The 16385-nt window shown below is 39.3% G+C and carries 15 protein-coding genes; 3 read left to right on the forward strand and 12 right to left on the reverse strand.

Annotation, left to right across the window (positions count from 1 at the left end; all coding sequences use genetic code 11):
• Nucleotides 1–59 precede the first annotated feature (59 nt).
• The 5 genes from MKY27_RS16655 to MKY27_RS16675 form a co-directional block, all read right to left on the reverse strand.
• Nucleotides 60–530, reverse strand: a complete 471-nt coding sequence (locus MKY27_RS16655) for a DinB family protein (RefSeq protein ID WP_339174191.1) — start codon at nucleotides 528–530, stop codon at nucleotides 60–62.
• An 84-nt stretch (nucleotides 531–614) separates the two neighbouring features.
• Nucleotides 615–1121 (reverse strand): DNA-deoxyinosine glycosylase, encoded by a 507-nt coding sequence (locus tag MKY27_RS16660; protein WP_339196432.1) that lies wholly within the window; start codon nucleotides 1119–1121, stop codon nucleotides 615–617.
• 109 nt (nucleotides 1122–1230) lie between these two features.
• A complete protein-coding gene (locus tag MKY27_RS16665; protein ID WP_339196433.1) occupies nucleotides 1231–2853 on the reverse strand; it encodes a glutathione ABC transporter substrate-binding protein in 1623 nt (540 codons plus the stop codon).
• 155 nt (nucleotides 2854–3008) lie between these two features.
• The gene (locus MKY27_RS16670; RefSeq protein ID WP_339196435.1) at nucleotides 3009–4589 is read right to left on the reverse strand and encodes an amidohydrolase; all 1581 of its coding nucleotides are present in this window, start codon (nucleotides 4587–4589) and stop codon (nucleotides 3009–3011) included.
• A 17-nt stretch (nucleotides 4590–4606) separates the two neighbouring features.
• Entirely contained in the window at nucleotides 4607–5113 is a 507-nt protein-coding gene (locus MKY27_RS16675; protein ID WP_339174201.1) for a fructose-2,6-bisphosphatase, read from the reverse strand.
• Between the two features lie 593 nt (nucleotides 5114–5706).
• Here MKY27_RS16675 and MKY27_RS16680 point away from each other — a divergent pair.
• Nucleotides 5707–7449 (forward strand): ABC transporter ATP-binding protein, encoded by a 1743-nt coding sequence (locus tag MKY27_RS16680; RefSeq protein ID WP_339174204.1) that lies wholly within the window; start codon nucleotides 5707–5709, stop codon nucleotides 7447–7449.
• Nucleotides 7449–9185: an ABC transporter ATP-binding protein gene (locus tag MKY27_RS16685; RefSeq protein WP_339196437.1), complete on the forward strand. Its 1737-nt coding sequence runs from the start codon at nucleotides 7449–7451 to the stop codon at nucleotides 9183–9185. The genes MKY27_RS16680 and MKY27_RS16685 overlap by 1 nt, the downstream gene beginning before the upstream one ends.
• A 78-nt stretch (nucleotides 9186–9263) precedes the next feature.
• Here MKY27_RS16685 and MKY27_RS16690 read toward each other — a convergent pair whose 3' ends face one another.
• The gene (locus MKY27_RS16690; protein ID WP_339196439.1) at nucleotides 9264–11465 is read right to left on the reverse strand and encodes an MMPL family transporter; all 2202 of its coding nucleotides are present in this window, start codon (nucleotides 11463–11465) and stop codon (nucleotides 9264–9266) included.
• Between the two features lie 178 nt (nucleotides 11466–11643).
• Here MKY27_RS16690 and MKY27_RS16695 point away from each other — a divergent pair, with 178 nt between their 5' ends.
• Complete coding sequence (locus MKY27_RS16695; RefSeq protein ID WP_339196441.1) at nucleotides 11644–12519, forward strand: MerR family transcriptional regulator; 876 nt, start codon at nucleotides 11644–11646, stop codon at nucleotides 12517–12519.
• 121 nt (nucleotides 12520–12640) lie between these two features.
• Here the strand turns inward: MKY27_RS16695 and MKY27_RS16700 are convergent, their stop codons facing one another.
• The 6 genes from MKY27_RS16700 to MKY27_RS16725 form a co-directional block, all read right to left on the reverse strand.
• Nucleotides 12641–12862 carry a hypothetical protein gene (locus MKY27_RS16700; RefSeq protein ID WP_339174214.1) on the reverse strand — a complete coding sequence of 74 codons (222 nt, stop codon included), beginning with the start codon at nucleotides 12860–12862 and terminating at the stop codon, nucleotides 12641–12643.
• Between the two features lie 85 nt (nucleotides 12863–12947).
• The gene (locus MKY27_RS16705; RefSeq protein ID WP_339176666.1) at nucleotides 12948–13238 is read right to left on the reverse strand and encodes an RNA polymerase alpha subunit C-terminal domain-containing protein; all 291 of its coding nucleotides are present in this window, start codon (nucleotides 13236–13238) and stop codon (nucleotides 12948–12950) included.
• 96 nt (nucleotides 13239–13334) lie between these two features.
• Nucleotides 13335–14891, reverse strand: a complete 1557-nt coding sequence (ahpF, locus tag MKY27_RS16710; protein ID WP_339196443.1) for an alkyl hydroperoxide reductase subunit F — start codon at nucleotides 14889–14891, stop codon at nucleotides 13335–13337.
• 212 nt (nucleotides 14892–15103) lie between these two features.
• Nucleotides 15104–15667: an alkyl hydroperoxide reductase subunit C gene (gene ahpC / locus MKY27_RS16715; protein ID WP_339174218.1), complete on the reverse strand. Its 564-nt coding sequence runs from the start codon at nucleotides 15665–15667 to the stop codon at nucleotides 15104–15106.
• Nucleotides 15668–16093: 426 nt separating this feature from the next.
• A complete protein-coding gene (locus MKY27_RS16720; protein WP_339174221.1) occupies nucleotides 16094–16216 on the reverse strand; it encodes a hypothetical protein in 123 nt (40 codons plus the stop codon).
• Nucleotides 16217–16239: 23 nt separating this feature from the next.
• Nucleotides 16240–16362, reverse strand: a complete 123-nt coding sequence (locus tag MKY27_RS16725) for a hypothetical protein (protein ID WP_339174224.1) — start codon at nucleotides 16360–16362, stop codon at nucleotides 16240–16242.
• Nucleotides 16363–16385 lie beyond the last annotated feature (23 nt).

Consider the following 16385-nt stretch of genomic DNA (forward strand, 5'->3'; position numbering starts at 1 on the left):
TTAACTTGGGCATCTTTTTTTTATAAAATAAGCCCCGAAACATGTTCGGAGCTTAAATCTTATTGCATTTCTTTTGTAGGTCCCATTACTGGTGGTACTGTTAAGCCTGCTTGGCGAAGTAATACTGTCATTTGCCCAACATGATGTGTTTGGTGTGAGATCACTTTGCCTAGTAATTCACCGCGCTTCATCATCCCTCCAAAAGCAGGTACTTCTTCTAAAAGCTGTTCCTCTGTTAATGCTGCCGCTTCTTTTTTATACGCTTCGCGTACCATTTCATACTTCTCCGTAATTTCAGCCATTGTTTCCGGCTGTGGCATATCAGGCCCTGGACCCGGAATTTGTAATCCTGCAAAGTGGCCGAATGCGCCTGCTACACTTACTAAATGCCAAGATAACCATCCTAATGAATTGTGCTCATCTACGATGGCGATATGCATTTTGTCATCCGGAATTGCTTGCATTACTTTCAATGCACCCTTAGATGAAATTGCCCAATCTTTTACGAAATCTTCTGCTACACGATACATAAATAATTCCCCTTTACTACGATTTGTTTTTATCATACCGAAGTTGATGGCATTGCGCTATCAATCAACAAGTAAGATTTTTGATTAAGATAAATAATTTAGCACGATGCTCCATATTTCAACTTTTTCATCAAAGGTTTTAATATTCTTTCCCGGAATCGGACTGGTTGATGGCATTTTTTTATATGCCCGTCCGTCCAACACCTCAAGTCCGATATGTCTTTTAAAAACATCGAAGCTCTTCCCGCCATTAAATAAGACAAGCTGTATTTGCGGATACCTAATAAACAGCTCCGAAAAGTTATTCGGTACTTCATTTTTTATTTTTGCATCCAGACTGCCTTCGCGTTCACAGCTTTCGATCGAATCCCATAGCCCTATATGATGTTTACGAAGAAGTGCGATTCTTTCGTTATAGTCTTCCGGAATATCGGTTGCTAGAAGCTTTCCCATAATCGGCCAAAAGTGATTCCGTCGGTTGCCGTAGTATTGTTGCTTCTCCAGCGATTGCTTTCCTGGCATCGATCCAAGGATAAGCACTTTAGTCGTTTCATCCACAATCGGAGGTAATATGTTTCGGATTGGCTCCATCGTTTCCCACCCCTTCGCTATAGTCAGTATTATTATAAATAAATTTTCCAAACAAAAATACTGTCCACTCCCCCAAATAGCCCGGTTAGTGAACAGTACTTATATTAAATCATTGTGAAATTTTCACGTTTTGGATCTGATAAATGCCAGTCGCATCGATTGAGAAGCCTGTAACGCTATTTGCATAACCTGTTAAATAAGCTTGGTGGTGGATAAATGCTGCAGGTGCTTCATTAATAATAATATCCTGTGCCTGTTTATAAATATCCATGCGAATCGTTTCGTCTGTCTCAATGCGCCCAACTTCCAATAGCTCATCCAGCTCTTTATTGCTGTAGCGTGTACGGTTGTTATTGCCGATATCAGAAGTGTGGAATAGCGGGTAAAGTGCCCCGTCCGCATCTCCTGTAGAAGGTGCCCACCCAAGCATGAACATATCGTGGTCACCTTTAGATGTTCTTTCTAAATAAGCGCCCCATTCCATTACTTCAATTTCCACCTGAATGTTGAGCTGCTTTAACGTTTCTTGCAGGATGATCGCAATTTGCTGGCGTTGCGGGTTATCATTTGTCCAGATTGTCGTTTTAAATCCATCCGGGAAGCCTGCTTCTTCCAGCAATTTCTTTGCTTCATCAATATTAGTGTCCTGTTTCGCCACTTCTTCGTTATAACCCCATACCATTGGCGATAGCGGGCCAAATGCCTGAACACCAAAGCCATCATAAACGCCTTTTAATATCGCTTCACGATCAAGCGCTTTTGAAATGGCCTGACGTACTTTCGGATTATCAAATGGCGCTTTTTCTGTATTGAAACCTAAATAGGAAATGGAAACTGAAGGCTGTTTTACTACTTGGGCAAACCCTTCGACAAGCGGTACTTCTGTTGGTTGTACCGGGTCGATAATGTGCGCATAGCCTGCTTCCAAGTCAGCCGCCCGTGTTGCACTTTCCGGCACGGTTTTAAATACAGCAGAATCATAGGCTACTTGATCACCCCAGTATTCTGTATTTTTCACAAGACGAATTTCCTGACCAGGTGTCCACTTCTCTAACTTCAGGAAGCCAGTGCCGATCGGATTTTCATTTCCGTATGCACGCGCTTCACCGCCACTTTCCATACGTTTATAATCTTCTTCAATAACCGCCGGACTCATCATATCGCCGCCAGGATGTGTTAATGCAAACAGCAACGGTCCATAAGGCTCTTCTGTTTTAATCTGAACTGTATAGTCATCGACAACGACTACTTCTTTAATCGGTTCAAAATTAGAAAGACGAGGTGATGCAATATTCGGATCAAGCAGACGATCTAAATTCGCTTTAACCGCTTCCGCATTGAAATCTGTCCCATCATGGAACTTTACCCCTTGGCGCAGTTTTAACTGCAATGTTAAATCGTCGAGATATTCCCATGACTCTGCTAATAAAGGTTCGATCTCACCAGTATCAAAATTACGGACAACTAATGTCTCGAAAATATTGCGTTGTACATTTGATGAAGGGACATCATTTGAGCCGTGTGGATCTAATTCAACTGCTTCTGAAAGAACTTCAATTACAAGCTCGCCGCCTTCTGATGATGTATTCTCTGTAGCTGAATCTTTACCAGCATCCGTTTCGGCACTAGAATCGGCCGAACTGTTTGGAGATGTTTCCTCGTCATTACTGCATGCAGCCAATATGAGGATAAAAGAAAACAATAATAGCCACCATACTTTTTGTAACTTCATTCTTACCTTCCTCCTTTTTAACTGAATTTTCTGTTTTTAATATATTAACTTTTATTGGAAATAATAACAACCCCTTATTATATAATTACTATATGTTTACTAGGATATATTTCAAAATAAAAAGAACCACATTATTTTGTGATTCTTTTATTATCCTAGTCTCTTTTATAAACGATCGTACCTCCAACAACTGTCAGCAATGCATTTGTCTGAAGAATTTCCTCCGGGCTGCATTTCATTAAATCTGTATCGAGAATTGTAAAGTCTGCATCATATCCTTTTCGGATATAGCCGCGCTCGTCTTCCTTGCAAATTGCCTCAGCACTTCCAACCGTGTACATTTTTACTGCCTCAAAACGTGTAAGCTTTTGCTTAGGGTCATAACCTTCATGTGCATCTGTCGGTTTCTTTCGCTCGACTGCCGCATAGATTGTCTCAAATGGACTCATTGCTTCAATCGGCGCATCAGTACCTGCAGCACATATAAACCCTTCTTCTATAAACGTTTTCCACGCATAATGATGACCAGCACGGTTCTCACCAAGTTTCTCCGTTACCCATGGATAGTCTGATGTAACAAAGGCCGGCTGCAAATCCAATATAACTTGAAGCTTCTTCATTCGGGCAAGTTGTTCTTCTGATACGACACAGCAATGGATCAGTCGGTCGCGCTTCCCGTCAGCTACAGGATATTTTTCTAAATACTGTAGCACCTGTTCCATTGCCCCATCACCGATTATATGAATGGCTACCGCTTCATTATATTTACGCGCTAATTGAATGAGTGCTTCCATTTGATCGTCAGTATGAATAAGCATCCCTTTATTTTGTTCATCATTTGAATAGGGTGCCAAAAGTGCAGCAGTAGAGCCGCCTAACGAACCATCCGCAAAAATTTTCATCGCACCCGGCTCAATATACGGTTCATTGAACTGTGCATTATTCGTCATCATTTCTTCGAATACAGTATGATGACGCAATAAATTAACTCGGAAATGCTTCCGTTCGCCAACTACACGGTGATAGGCAGTCAATGGATTCAAATAATGACCATAATAACTCATCTCTTCTGTATGCCCGCCAGTTAATCCGTAAGATTGCATATGTTCAATCGCCAGCTGCAATGACTGCGCTAAGCTCTCAATATAGCTATCTCCCTCTTGTTTGAATAATGAAGATACTAGACTCGTTGCCTGTTCGTACAACAATCCGTTTAACTCATTATTTTCATTCCGTCCTATCATTCCGCCTGCCGGATCTTCAGTACCTGTTGTAACCCCCGCCAATTGAAGTGAAGCTGAATTGACTAAGGCAACATGATGGCACACACGATTAAGGAATACAGGGTTATTCGTTACTGCATCCAATTCTTCTTTCGTTGGGATGCGGCTATCTGTAAATTGATTTTCATTCCAGCCATCCCCAATGAGCCACTGCCCTTCCTGAAGTTGAGCTGCCGCATTTTTCACCAGTTTTACAAGCTCTTCACCGCTTGTAGCTACTGTCAAATCAAGACGCAACAACTTTTCACCGTGTCCAATCATATGGAGATGGCTATCTACAAAACCTGGATACATAACTGCACCCTGCAAATCGATAATGTCATCCGCATATACTTGTAATTCATCGAATGTTCCTGTTTCTACGATTTTACCGTCCTGAACAAGCACCGCCTGTACAGTTGCGCCTTCTTGTTCCATCGTATATATCGTGCCATTAGTCCATAGTTGCTTCATCTTCAGCTATCCCCCGTCTACATATCAAAATCTTCTCGTTTATATGGTAATCCTATATTCATATGATCCAAGACTGGTTCATCCGATCCTTTATATAAAAACGTCACTTCCTGCAATTCAGGTAAATTCTCAAAATAAGAACGCGCTAATGTTTCAACAAACATATTGGCACCTGCTGAACCTTGAATCGTGTATATATCGTCACCTAAATTAAGCACTAAGGTTTTATCTTCATTTTCCATCGTATAATCCAGCAGCTCTACATCATGTTCATTTACTTTTGAGAAAATAAACGGGACTAGTTCTTCTTCACTGCTATCAAAATTTTCATCAAATGGTACGGTATTTTCCGCATTATCATCTGACTTATATAAAGTGATTTTTTCCTCTTTCACTTCAGGGCTACCCTGTGTCACATCGTCTGTATTATTTCCCGGGACATTATTTACATCATCACTCGTCTCTTTTGTCCCGCATGCTGCGAGTACAAGCGCAAATAGCACGACCATTAACAATTTCTTCATTGTTGTATCACTCCTTTTGATGTATTACTTTCAAGATACAGAATTAACAAACAATTTTCAAACTTCCAGTGACTTTTATGAGTACCATTTACAGTCGGAATCCTCTAAGTCTATTTAATTATAATAAATACAATAAATTACAACACTGAAAATAAAATGTTTTCAAAAAATATTGACAACGATAATTGCCTACACTAATATTAAGGAACACTAAATAAATTAAAACAAGGAAAGGAGTTAAGGGATATGAACACATCAATTGTAAATTTACACATTTCAAAAGCGACAATTTCATATTGCCCTAACCTGAACTTTTGTTTTAATTTTGCACGTACATGTAAATAAAAGGCACAGGTATGGATTCCCCTGTGCCCTTTTTCGTTTTGACACCTTTTCGAAAAATTGGAAAGGTGTCTTTTTTGTTTACATCATGCAGGCATTAAACATGTGAATAAATGTACGATGCATTTTAGTGTAACAAAATTACAGGAGGGCTTTATATGACTATCTTTTTGAACCGAAAACTATTAAAAATGGATCGATACGATGATGGGTAGCAACACGATCAACATTGAAGAAAGAAGGTATACGTAATGTTTAATGTTTTTGTGAAATTAAAATGGTTTTTAAAAATGTACCGTAAGCAATATACAATTGCGATTGTACTCCTAATGTTGGCGAGCTTTATCGAAGTTTTGCCTCCATGGATTTTAGGTGAGGCCATTGATGATATGACAAGTGGAGACATGACTCAGATGCTGCTGCTGAAGTATGTAGGCTTCGTTATTGGGGCTGCCATCGTGAGCTACGCTTTAAATTTCATCTGGCAATATCAGTTATTTGGCGGTTCCATTACACTTGACCGTATTTTGCGAAAAAAACTGATGCATCAGTTTTTAAAAATGACGCCGACGTTTTATGAAAAAAACCGTACTGGTGACTTGATGGCCAAAGCCACAAACGATTTAAATGCCGTTACATTAACTGCCGGCTTCGGTATTATGACCCTCATTGATTCGACGGTCTATATGGCACTGATCATTTTAGCGATGGGCTTTTTCATCTCTTGGAAGCTGACATTTTTTGCAATGCTCCCGATTCCAATAATGGCTATAATCATTCAATATTTAGGGAAAATTGTTCATGAACGCTACATGAAAGCACAGGATGCATTCGGTGAGATGAATGACAACGTGCTTGAATCTGTTGCAGGAACGCGTGTAATCCGCGCATATGTTCAAGAAGGAAAAGATGAAGAACGCTTCTCGGAAATGAGTGAGAACATTTTCGCCAAAAATATGCGTGTTGCATATATTAACGGACTTTTTATGCCAATTACGAAAATCGGAACGGGTATTTGTTATGTAATCGCATTAGGCTATGGTGCTGTTCTTGTTTCAAATAATGAGCTAACGGTCGGTCAGCTCGTTTCATTTAACGTCTATTTAGGTTTGGCAATTTGGCCGATGTTTGCTATTGGCGAGCTTATTAATGTTATGCAGCAAGGAAGTGCTTCCCTTGACCGTGTACAGGATACATTGGAATATGAAGCGGATGTTCAAAATCCTCCTTCGCCAATGACGCATCATGTACCGAATTCTATCGGGTTTTCTGAGTTTACATTCCAGTACCCTCTATCTCAGGTGAAAAACTTGCAGCAAATCTCCCTGAACCTCAAAAAAGGGCAAACACTCGGCATTGTCGGTAAAACTGGTTCAGGAAAGACGACATTTATTCGTCAGCTGCTGCGTGAATATCCGTTAGGCAATGGGCAAATTGCTATTAATGATACGGACTTGGCAAAAATGACAAAAGAACAAATTTTGGACTGGATCGGCTATGTGCCACAGGACCATATACTATTTTCACGTACAATCCGAGAAAACATTTTATTCGGGAAAGAAAATGCAACGGACAGTGAAATTGAAGAAGCCATTCGACTGGCAGATTTCGAGAAAGATTTGTCCAATTTACCGCTTGGTATTGAGACGCTTGTTGGTGAAAAAGGTGTATCTTTATCAGGTGGCCAAAAGCAACGTGTATCCATTGCACGTGCATTGATTAAAGATCCCGAAATTTTAATTTTGGACGATTCTTTATCTGCTGTCGATGCTAAAACAGAATCAAAAATTATCGAAAATATACAAACAGAGCGCGCTGGAAAAACAACAATCATTTCAACACACCGCCTGTCAGGTATTCAGCATGCGGATGAAATTATCGTGCTGGATGATGGTTATATCGTTGAACGAGGTACACATGAAGAGCTCCTTCGCTTAGGTGGCTGGTACAAAGAACAGTTTGACCGCCAGCAGCTTGAGGAGGTGGAGCAATAATGAGTACATCAAAACGACTGTACCTTTATGCTTTAAAATTTAAAAAACCGATTTTAATCGGCTTAGCTTTATTAACAATTGCGGTCGCAACTGATATTGCAGGACCGTTCATCGCGAAATATATTATCGACCATTATATGGAACCAGGTAATTTGCAAGTAGAACCGATTGCGATACTGCTGTCGATTTTCTTCCTATTATCTGTGCTTACTGCTGTGTTCCGTTATTTAATGTTCATCTTTTTACAACGTGGTGCAAACTTCGTTATTCAGCAGTTACGGAAAGATGTATTCGGACATATTCAAAAGCTGCCAATTGAATACTTCGATAACTTACCAGCCGGGAAAGTTGTTGCCCGTGTCACAAATGATACCGAAGCAATTCGAAATCTGTATGTAACTGTACTTTCGCAATTTGCGAACAGCTTTATTACCATTGCAGGGGTATATATAGCCTTATTTATTTTAAATTGGAAAATGGCACTCTTTGCTCTATTACTCGTTCCGATCGTTTATATTTGGATGATTTTATACCGAAAATTTGCTTCCCAGTACAATCATATTATTCGAACAAAAATTGCGGATATTAATGCAATGATCAATGAGTCGATCAACGGGATGACGATTATTCAGGCATTCCGCCGTGAAGAGCAGATGAAGCAAGAGTTCGATGAGATGAATGACGAACATTATAAATACAATCGTAAACTTTTAATGCTGGACTCCGCGACGTCACATAACCTTGTCAACATTTTACGACTAGGAATGTTTGCCGTATTTGTTTTTTACTTCGGTACTCAATCGATGACATTGCCTGAAGCGGTAACAGCGGGTACGCTGTATGCATTTGTTGATTATATTACGCGTCTGTTCAATCCGATTACGAATTTAGTCAACCAGTTCTCCCAGCTTGAACGTTCACTTGTTGCTGGTTCACGGGTATTTGAACTGCTGGATCAGCAAGGGGAAACTGTAAGTAAAGAACGAATTGAACGCTATAAAGGTAATGTTGTATTCGATCATGTATCATTTGCCTATAAAAATGATGAGTATGTGTTGAAGGGTATTAACTTTGAAGCAAAAGAAGGCGAAACAATTGCACTTGTCGGTCATACAGGTTCAGGAAAAAGTTCGATCATGAATTTATTGTTCCGCTTCTATGACCCGCAAAAAGGCCGCATCATTATTGATGGAAAAGATATTACGAAGCTACCCCGTCAAGCAATTCGTGAACATATGGGAATCGTATTGCAGGACCCTTACTTGTTCACTGGGACAATTGCTTCGAACATTAGCCTCAATGATAAGCGGATTTCAAGAGAAACCGTTGAAAAAGCACTCGAAGCAGTCGGAGGCGATCGTGTATTATCAAAATTCGAAAAAGGAATTGATGAGCCTGTAATCGAAAAAGGCAGTACGCTTTCTTCTGGTCAGCGCCAGTTAATTTCGTTTGCGCGAGCGCTTGCATTTAATCCGGCTATTCTTATTCTGGATGAGGCGACATCGAACATTGACTCAGAAACAGAAGAAATTATCCAACATGCAATGGATGTACTGAAAAAAGGTCGTACAACATTTATTATCGCTCACCGACTTTCAACTATTAAAAATGCAGATAAAATTTTAGTATTGGACCGTGGTGAAATTGTTGAACAAGGCAACCATGATGAACTTGTCGCACTTGGCGGCAAGTATGAACTCATGTATCGCCTGCAATCCGGTTCATTAACTTCCTAGAACAAAAGCGCTAATGCGCCCGTATAACACTAAAAAAAGCGTATAGTCCCTTAAAATTAGGGAGCTATACGCTTTTTCTTATTTTTCGAGCTTTTTGTTCGGCCAGTATGACCATTTACCAAACACCGTAATGAGCGCCGGTACAAGTAATGGACGTACGACAAATGTATCTAGCAATACCCCTACGGCTGTTACGATACCGAATTGTACTAGCAGTTGGATTGGTAATGTCGCTAATACTAGGAATGTACCAGCTAAAATTAGACCAGCAGATGTGATAACCGCACCTGTTGATGCTATACCATTTGAAATGGCCTCTCTATGTGCAATACCGCGCTTGCGGTTTTTCCATATATCAGAAATCATGAAAATATTATAGTCATTACCTAATGCGATAATAAATACGAAACTATACAACGGAATCGAACTAGCCATTGCTTCATGTCCTAAACCGTAATGAATGATCAGCCAGCCTGCACCTAAAGCAGCGAAGAAAGAAATCACTACTGTTACCATTAATTGAACCGATGTGATTAAGGCACGTAAGTAGGCTAATAATACGACGAAAATAATAATAATCATGACAGGTTGAATGATTTTCTCATCGCCTGACTGAACGACTTTTGTATCAAGTTGCGAACTCGTTTCGCCCCCAATCCAGAATTTACCGTCTTCCAGATTTTTATCAGCAAGTATTTCTTTAACATCGTCCTTCATTTGCTCAACATCATCCATCGCTTCATTCGAGTATGGATTTTTATCCAAATCAATTTCATAAAGCTGAATGTTGTTATTTGTTTCCCCTTTACGCATTTCTTTTACTACACCGACATAAGGGAGTCTTAATAATTGCTCAGTAATGTTCAAATCAGTTCCTTCACTGTCTACTAACAACTGAACCGGTGCTAATTCACCTGGTGTAAAGTTTTCTTCAATGATTGTAAATCCTTCACGTGAAGGCATATCTTCAGGGAAGGAAGAAATTAAATCGTAGTTGTACTTAATATTTGTTGAAGCGAATGCTAAACCAATTAATATTACTCCTGCAACAATTATGACAAGCCATGGTTTCGAAGTAACAAATTCACCAATCTTGCGCATATAGCGGTGATTAGGTTTACGTTGTTTATATGGTTTATTTTTCTTTTTTGCATGTGCTTTTTCAGCTTCTTCCGTACGTGGAACAAATGGCCAAAACGCAGCGCGACCTAAAATACCAAGAATAGCCGGCAGCAATGTAACTACTGCAAAACCTGTAATTAATACACCAAAGCTAAACGGAACCGCAAAACGCTGGAATGCCCCATAATCTGCCAATGCCAATGTCGCTAAACCGATAACTACTGTTAAGCCACTCATGACGATTGCACCTGTCGATTCACGCACAGCCGATGCCAATGCTGTAAATTTATTGTCTTCAGTCAGCAATATATCTCGGTAACGTGTGATTAAAAATAAACAATAGTCCGTACCTGCACCAAACAATAGTACAATCATAATTGCTACCGCTTGTGCGTCTTTATCGATCCATCCGTTTTCAGCCATCACGCCCAATAGTGGACTTACAACTAAATACGCAATCCCTACAACTATTAACGGGATAATCGCTAAAATTGGCGAACGGTAAATTACTAATAAGATGACTAAAATGATTACTACAGTGGCAACCATTAGTTGTACGTCAGCTGCTTTGAATAGATCTGTCGCATCAATCGAAATACCAACCGGTCCAGAGAATCTAGCATGAAGTCCTTCATCTTCTAAATTATTATCATATGGATTTTCGCCAAATTGACTTTCTGTACGTTCTTTAATAATCGCTAAATTTTCTTTTAAGACATCTGAATTTTTATCTGTTGAAAAGAAAACAGGTGTAACAAGTGCTGCACCGTTCTCGGAAAGTGATCCCATTAATGCTGAAACGGGAAGTTCATGGAATGGCGGGATTGTTTCCTGCCCATCTAACGGATCATCCGCCAGCTGTTTGTATAACCCTTGAATATTTGTCAAATCTTCTTCTGTAAGGCCTGATTCGTTATACCAAGTAATTAATAGCGGGATCCCACTGTCAGAAGAAAATTCTTCCTCCATAATTTTTCCTGCTTGAATTGATGTATAAGTATCAGGGATTTCATCGCCTACAAAGTTTTCAACACTATTAATTTGCGGAAAGATAAGTGCAAATACAACGGCAAACATAATCCATAAAGCCAAAACGACCCAACGTGTTTTCTTACCGCCCATTACAGTTCCCCATTTTTCCAATGGATGTTTAGACATCACATAGCCTCCTCTTATTTTATTTCTTCCAAATATTGCAAGGTGATGGCACTTTTTTATAATACCCCTCACTTCATGTTATACAAACATTGTACAGTATATGAAAAACATTTGACAAGTACTTTATTTTTCGGTTGAATAGAGTTTAACAAGGATTCCTTTTAGGAGGTGGTAAAATATGACTAAAAAAACATACTCAATACAACAAGTATCTAACTTAACAAATCTTTCTAAACAACTGATCCGAAAATGGGAAGATCGCTACCAGATCATTCAACCGGACAGATTAGACAATGGTTATCGCGTATATTCGGAAGATGAAGTTCAAACGTTATTGCAGCTGAAACAGTATGTGAATAGCGGCATGACGATCAAACAAGCGGTCGATCACTATATTAAAAATAAGGATGTACCGGAAGAAGACCCTGTATCGTACTTCCACAAAGCACTAATTCAGGCCGGTACCGATGCGAATGAGCATAAAATATTACATTTGCTCGAACAGGCTCACCATAAATTTGGTGTAGAGAAACTGATTCGGGACATTGTTGTTCCCTTCCTTCACGAAGTTGGACAGCTTTGGTGCGAAAAAGCCTGGGGTGAATACCAAGAAGCAATAAGCAGTCAAACAGTGCGCGACTTTTTAAGCCACCTTCGTCGACATTTTTATGTTCCGGACGATGCGCCGCTCGCATTAGGGAGCTGTCTACCTGGAGAAAGACATGAAATCCCTATGCAAATTCTACTCATCCAATGTATGTTGCGGGGTTACCGCACACTTATGCTCGGTCCTTCACCAGCACCAACTGCGATACAATCTGCTATCGCGTTAAAAAAGCCGGCAATTGTTTTATTAACAGGATCTACCGAGATTGCTTACAATGAATTCGCCCAATCTATTCATACCCTAGAAAAATTGGCACAAGTTCACGAGCATATTTCTTTTTATATCGGTGGTGCAGGGACAGAAGCCTTTTATGAACAGTTCCAGTTAAAAGCGTTAAAATTAGCACGAACAATTGATGATATTCTTCCTCCCGTCAGTCTTTCGTAGTTTCACACCAAGCTCGCTGCGTTCATTTACAGCGGGCTTTTTGCTGATTAATTTCGAACAGCAAAAATTGACCACTTTGCCTAATTTGCAAAATGGCCAACCTCTAAACTTTATTTGTAAATTACTTATCTTTCGTTTCGTCCGGCGAATTTTTACGCTCACTACCGGAAGTAGTTTTCGTGTTCGCACGATATTTTTCATCTTTCACCTGATCATTCAATTCTTCCATCGGAATTGGATCCACAAATTTCATTTCCTCATCTATATCGAAAATGCTTTCCTTTTCGGTATTCAATAAATCCGGATTGTCGAGCTTTTTATGTTTTATTTTATCGTCTTTCATTATAAAAGCCTCCTTTTCGAATGTTCTCTTATCTATTACCCGAAATTAGAGATGCTTACACTTTTACTTTTAAGCATTAACATTTTTAACTTTTAAAATTTAAGCTCTTCTCAGCCATCGCTTGTTTTAATTTAGGCATCGAAGAAGGTCCAATCCCATGCAATTGTAAAATTTCACTTTCCGTATATTCAGCAAGCTGCTCCAACTCGGTAATGCCCGCATTTATTAAGGCATTTCGTGCAGGTGAAGTTAAACGAGATAAAAATCCTTTTGACGGTTTATTAGCCTGCTCGCATTTAGGACAAGTTCCACAATCTGTACTTTTATAATATCGGTGTCCCTTTGGACAAATACGCAATGTTCGCTCCCTTTTCACCATTCTCACCAACTCTCGTTAAGCTTGATTTAATTACCGTTATTTTACCCTTAAAAAAAATCCGTTGCACGATTTTACGTACAACGGATTTTATAATTATGCTTCTACAAATTCACGTGAATCTACATTACGGATCATATAGTCGAATGCACCTAAAGCAGCTGTTGCCCCAGAGCCCATCGAAATAACGATTTGCTTGTATACTGTATCTGTGCAATCGCCTGCTGCAAAAACTCCAGGAACATTAGTTGCACCGTGCTTATCGATAATAATTTCGCCATGCGCATTCATTTCTACAGTTCCTTCAAGGAATTCTGTGTTTGGCAATAAACCAATTTGAACGAATACACCTTGTAATCCGATATGCTTTTCTTCACCTGTCACAACATCTTTATACGTTAGACCATTTACTTTATCCGTTCCTGTAATTTCAGTAGTTGAAGCATTTGTAATTACTGTAACGTTTTTCAGGCCGCGAACACGCTCCTGCAACACTTTATCTGCCTTCAACTCACTGTTGCGTTGCAGTAACGTAACATGGTTAACAATACCCGCTAAGTCGATTGCCGCTTCTACGCCTGAGTTACCGCCGCCGATTACCGCAACATCTTTCCCTTTGAATATCGGGCCGTCACAGTGCGGGCAATACGCAACGCCTTTATTTTTAAACTCTTCCTCACCAGGTACACCAAGCTGACGATAGCGAGCCCCTGTAGAAAGGATAACTGTTTTCCCTTTTAATACCGCGCCGTTTTCTAACGTCACTTCAATCAGATCTTTTTTCTCGATTTTTGCCGCACGTTGCGATTTCATCACATCAATGTCATAGTCCAATACATGCGCTTCCAGGCTCGATACAAAAGCAGGACCTTCTGTAGCCTTTGTCCCGATAATATTTTCAATTGATAGCGTATCGTTAACCTGACCACCGAAGCGTTCTGCCACGATACCCGTACGAATCCCTTTACGTGCCGAATAAATAGCAGCTGCAGAACCTGCAGGACCACCACCTACTACCAATACATCAAATACTTCTTTATCCGCAAATTCCGAGCCGTCCGATACTTCGCCTAACTTTGTTAAAATATCTTCTAACTCCATACGACCGCCACCGAAGTTTTCGCCGTTTAAAAATACAGTAGGTACTGCCATAATGTCTCGGTCTTTAATTTCAGACTGGAATGCTCCACCTTCGATCATCGTGTTCGAGATGTTCGGGTTTAAAACTGCCATAATATTCAATGCCTGCACAACATCAGGACAGTTATGACAAGTTAAACTTACGTACGTTTCAAACTTCAATGGTTGCTTAATCGCCTGAATGCGTTTTACAACAGCTGCATCGATTTTCGGTGCGCGACCTGAAACTTGTAAAAGCGCTAAAACTAATGAAGTAAATTCATGACCAAGTGGTAATCCAGCAAACGTAACACCAGATTCCCCTTCGCCTACTTTATTAATACTGAAACTCGGTGTACGTTCTAATATTGCATGCTGTACCGTAATGCGGGGTGACATCTTTTCCAGCTCTTCAACTAAATTGAGCATTTCTTGCGATGTTTTGTCGTCATTAACACTCACTTTAATTAATAAATCACCTTCCAGCATTGATAAATACTGCTGTAATTGCGCTTTAATCTGATTATCTAACACTGCACAAGCTGCTGTATGAATACCGCTTATCGTTCTCTCCCGAAAAATAAGCGGCGATTCTCTCTCTAATACAGCCAGCCTTCCACCTCTTTCCTATTTAATTTAGAAGGTAGAGAGCTTCCCATTCTTATCTCAAGTTAAAAACAGAGCGACAAAAACCAAGCCATAAAGGTTGTTTTTGTCGCTTACTTGTTTGTTATTTACTACTCAGATTAGATTTTACCTACTAGATCTAAGCTTGGTGTTAAAGTTTCGCCGCCTTCTTCCCATTTAGCTGGGCAAACTTCACCTGGATTGTTACGTACATATTGAGCCGCTTTAATTTTATTCACTAAAATTGAAGCGTCACGGCCGATACCGCCAGCATTAATTTCTAATGCTTGTACAACACCGTCTGGATCGATGATGAATGTACCGCGTTCCGCTAAGCCGTCTTCTTCATTTAATACGTCAAACGCTTTAGAAATTGTATGAGATGGGTCACCAATCATGATGTACTCAATTTTACCGATTGCATCAGAAGTATCGTGCCATGCTTTGTGAGTGAAGTGTGTATCAGTCGATACAGAGTAAACTTCTACTCCTAAAGATTTTAAAGTAGCATATTCATTTTGTAAGTCTTCTAACTCAGTTGGGCAAACGAATGTGAAGTCTGCAGGGTAGAAGCATACTACTGACCATTGTCCTTTGAAGTTTTCTGAAGATACGTCGATGAATTCACCTTTGTGGAATGCTTTTGCAGCGAATGGTGCGATTTCTTTACCGATTAATGCCATTTTAAAATTCCTCCTATATAAATATCAATGAAATAATTATTATAAAATAATTATTATTACCATTTAAAATTATCTTATATTAGCTATATTTCGTCAACCTTCTATAAAATAAATTCAGTAAATACTTCTATATAAATTGCATATTTATGTCACACATTAATTAAGACCGAAACTAACTACATAAAAATTCTACTTAGAATCATTATTTCTGTATACCCATCTATTTAAAGTATAGTTATCGTTCTTATAACATTCTCCTCTTCTTCTGTAACTAGCAGCCAGAAATCTCTCTAAGCGTCGTCATTCTCGTTTAAGATACCTTTAATTAAATAAACGAGAAAAATGGACCGATCCACTCTCAATATTCCACCGCAAATAAAAAGGTCTATGCAGGATTCTTCCGTTTCCTGCATAGACCTTTTTAAATTAGTTTGTAAACGATAGGACAGCATTTTTGTACTTTGCTAAAAATGCAGCAGCCTCGCTTTTCGTTGCGTATTCGAACATACGAATATCATTTGGATTATTGAACACTGTTACTACCCACATATTTTACCGCTCCTTTTTCGTTTTTATTTTGTATAGGATAAGATTGCGTTTTTATATTTTTCTAATGTTGATGTTGCTTCCATCTTCGTCGTATATTCAAATATACGAATATCGTTTATATTGTTAAATACTGTTACTACCCACATGTTTCATTTCTCCTTTTTTATAA

Origin of the sequence: Solibacillus sp. FSL R5-0449 (assembly GCF_037975215.1) — a bacterium.
GTDB lineage: Bacteria > Bacillota > Bacilli > Bacillales_A > Planococcaceae > Solibacillus.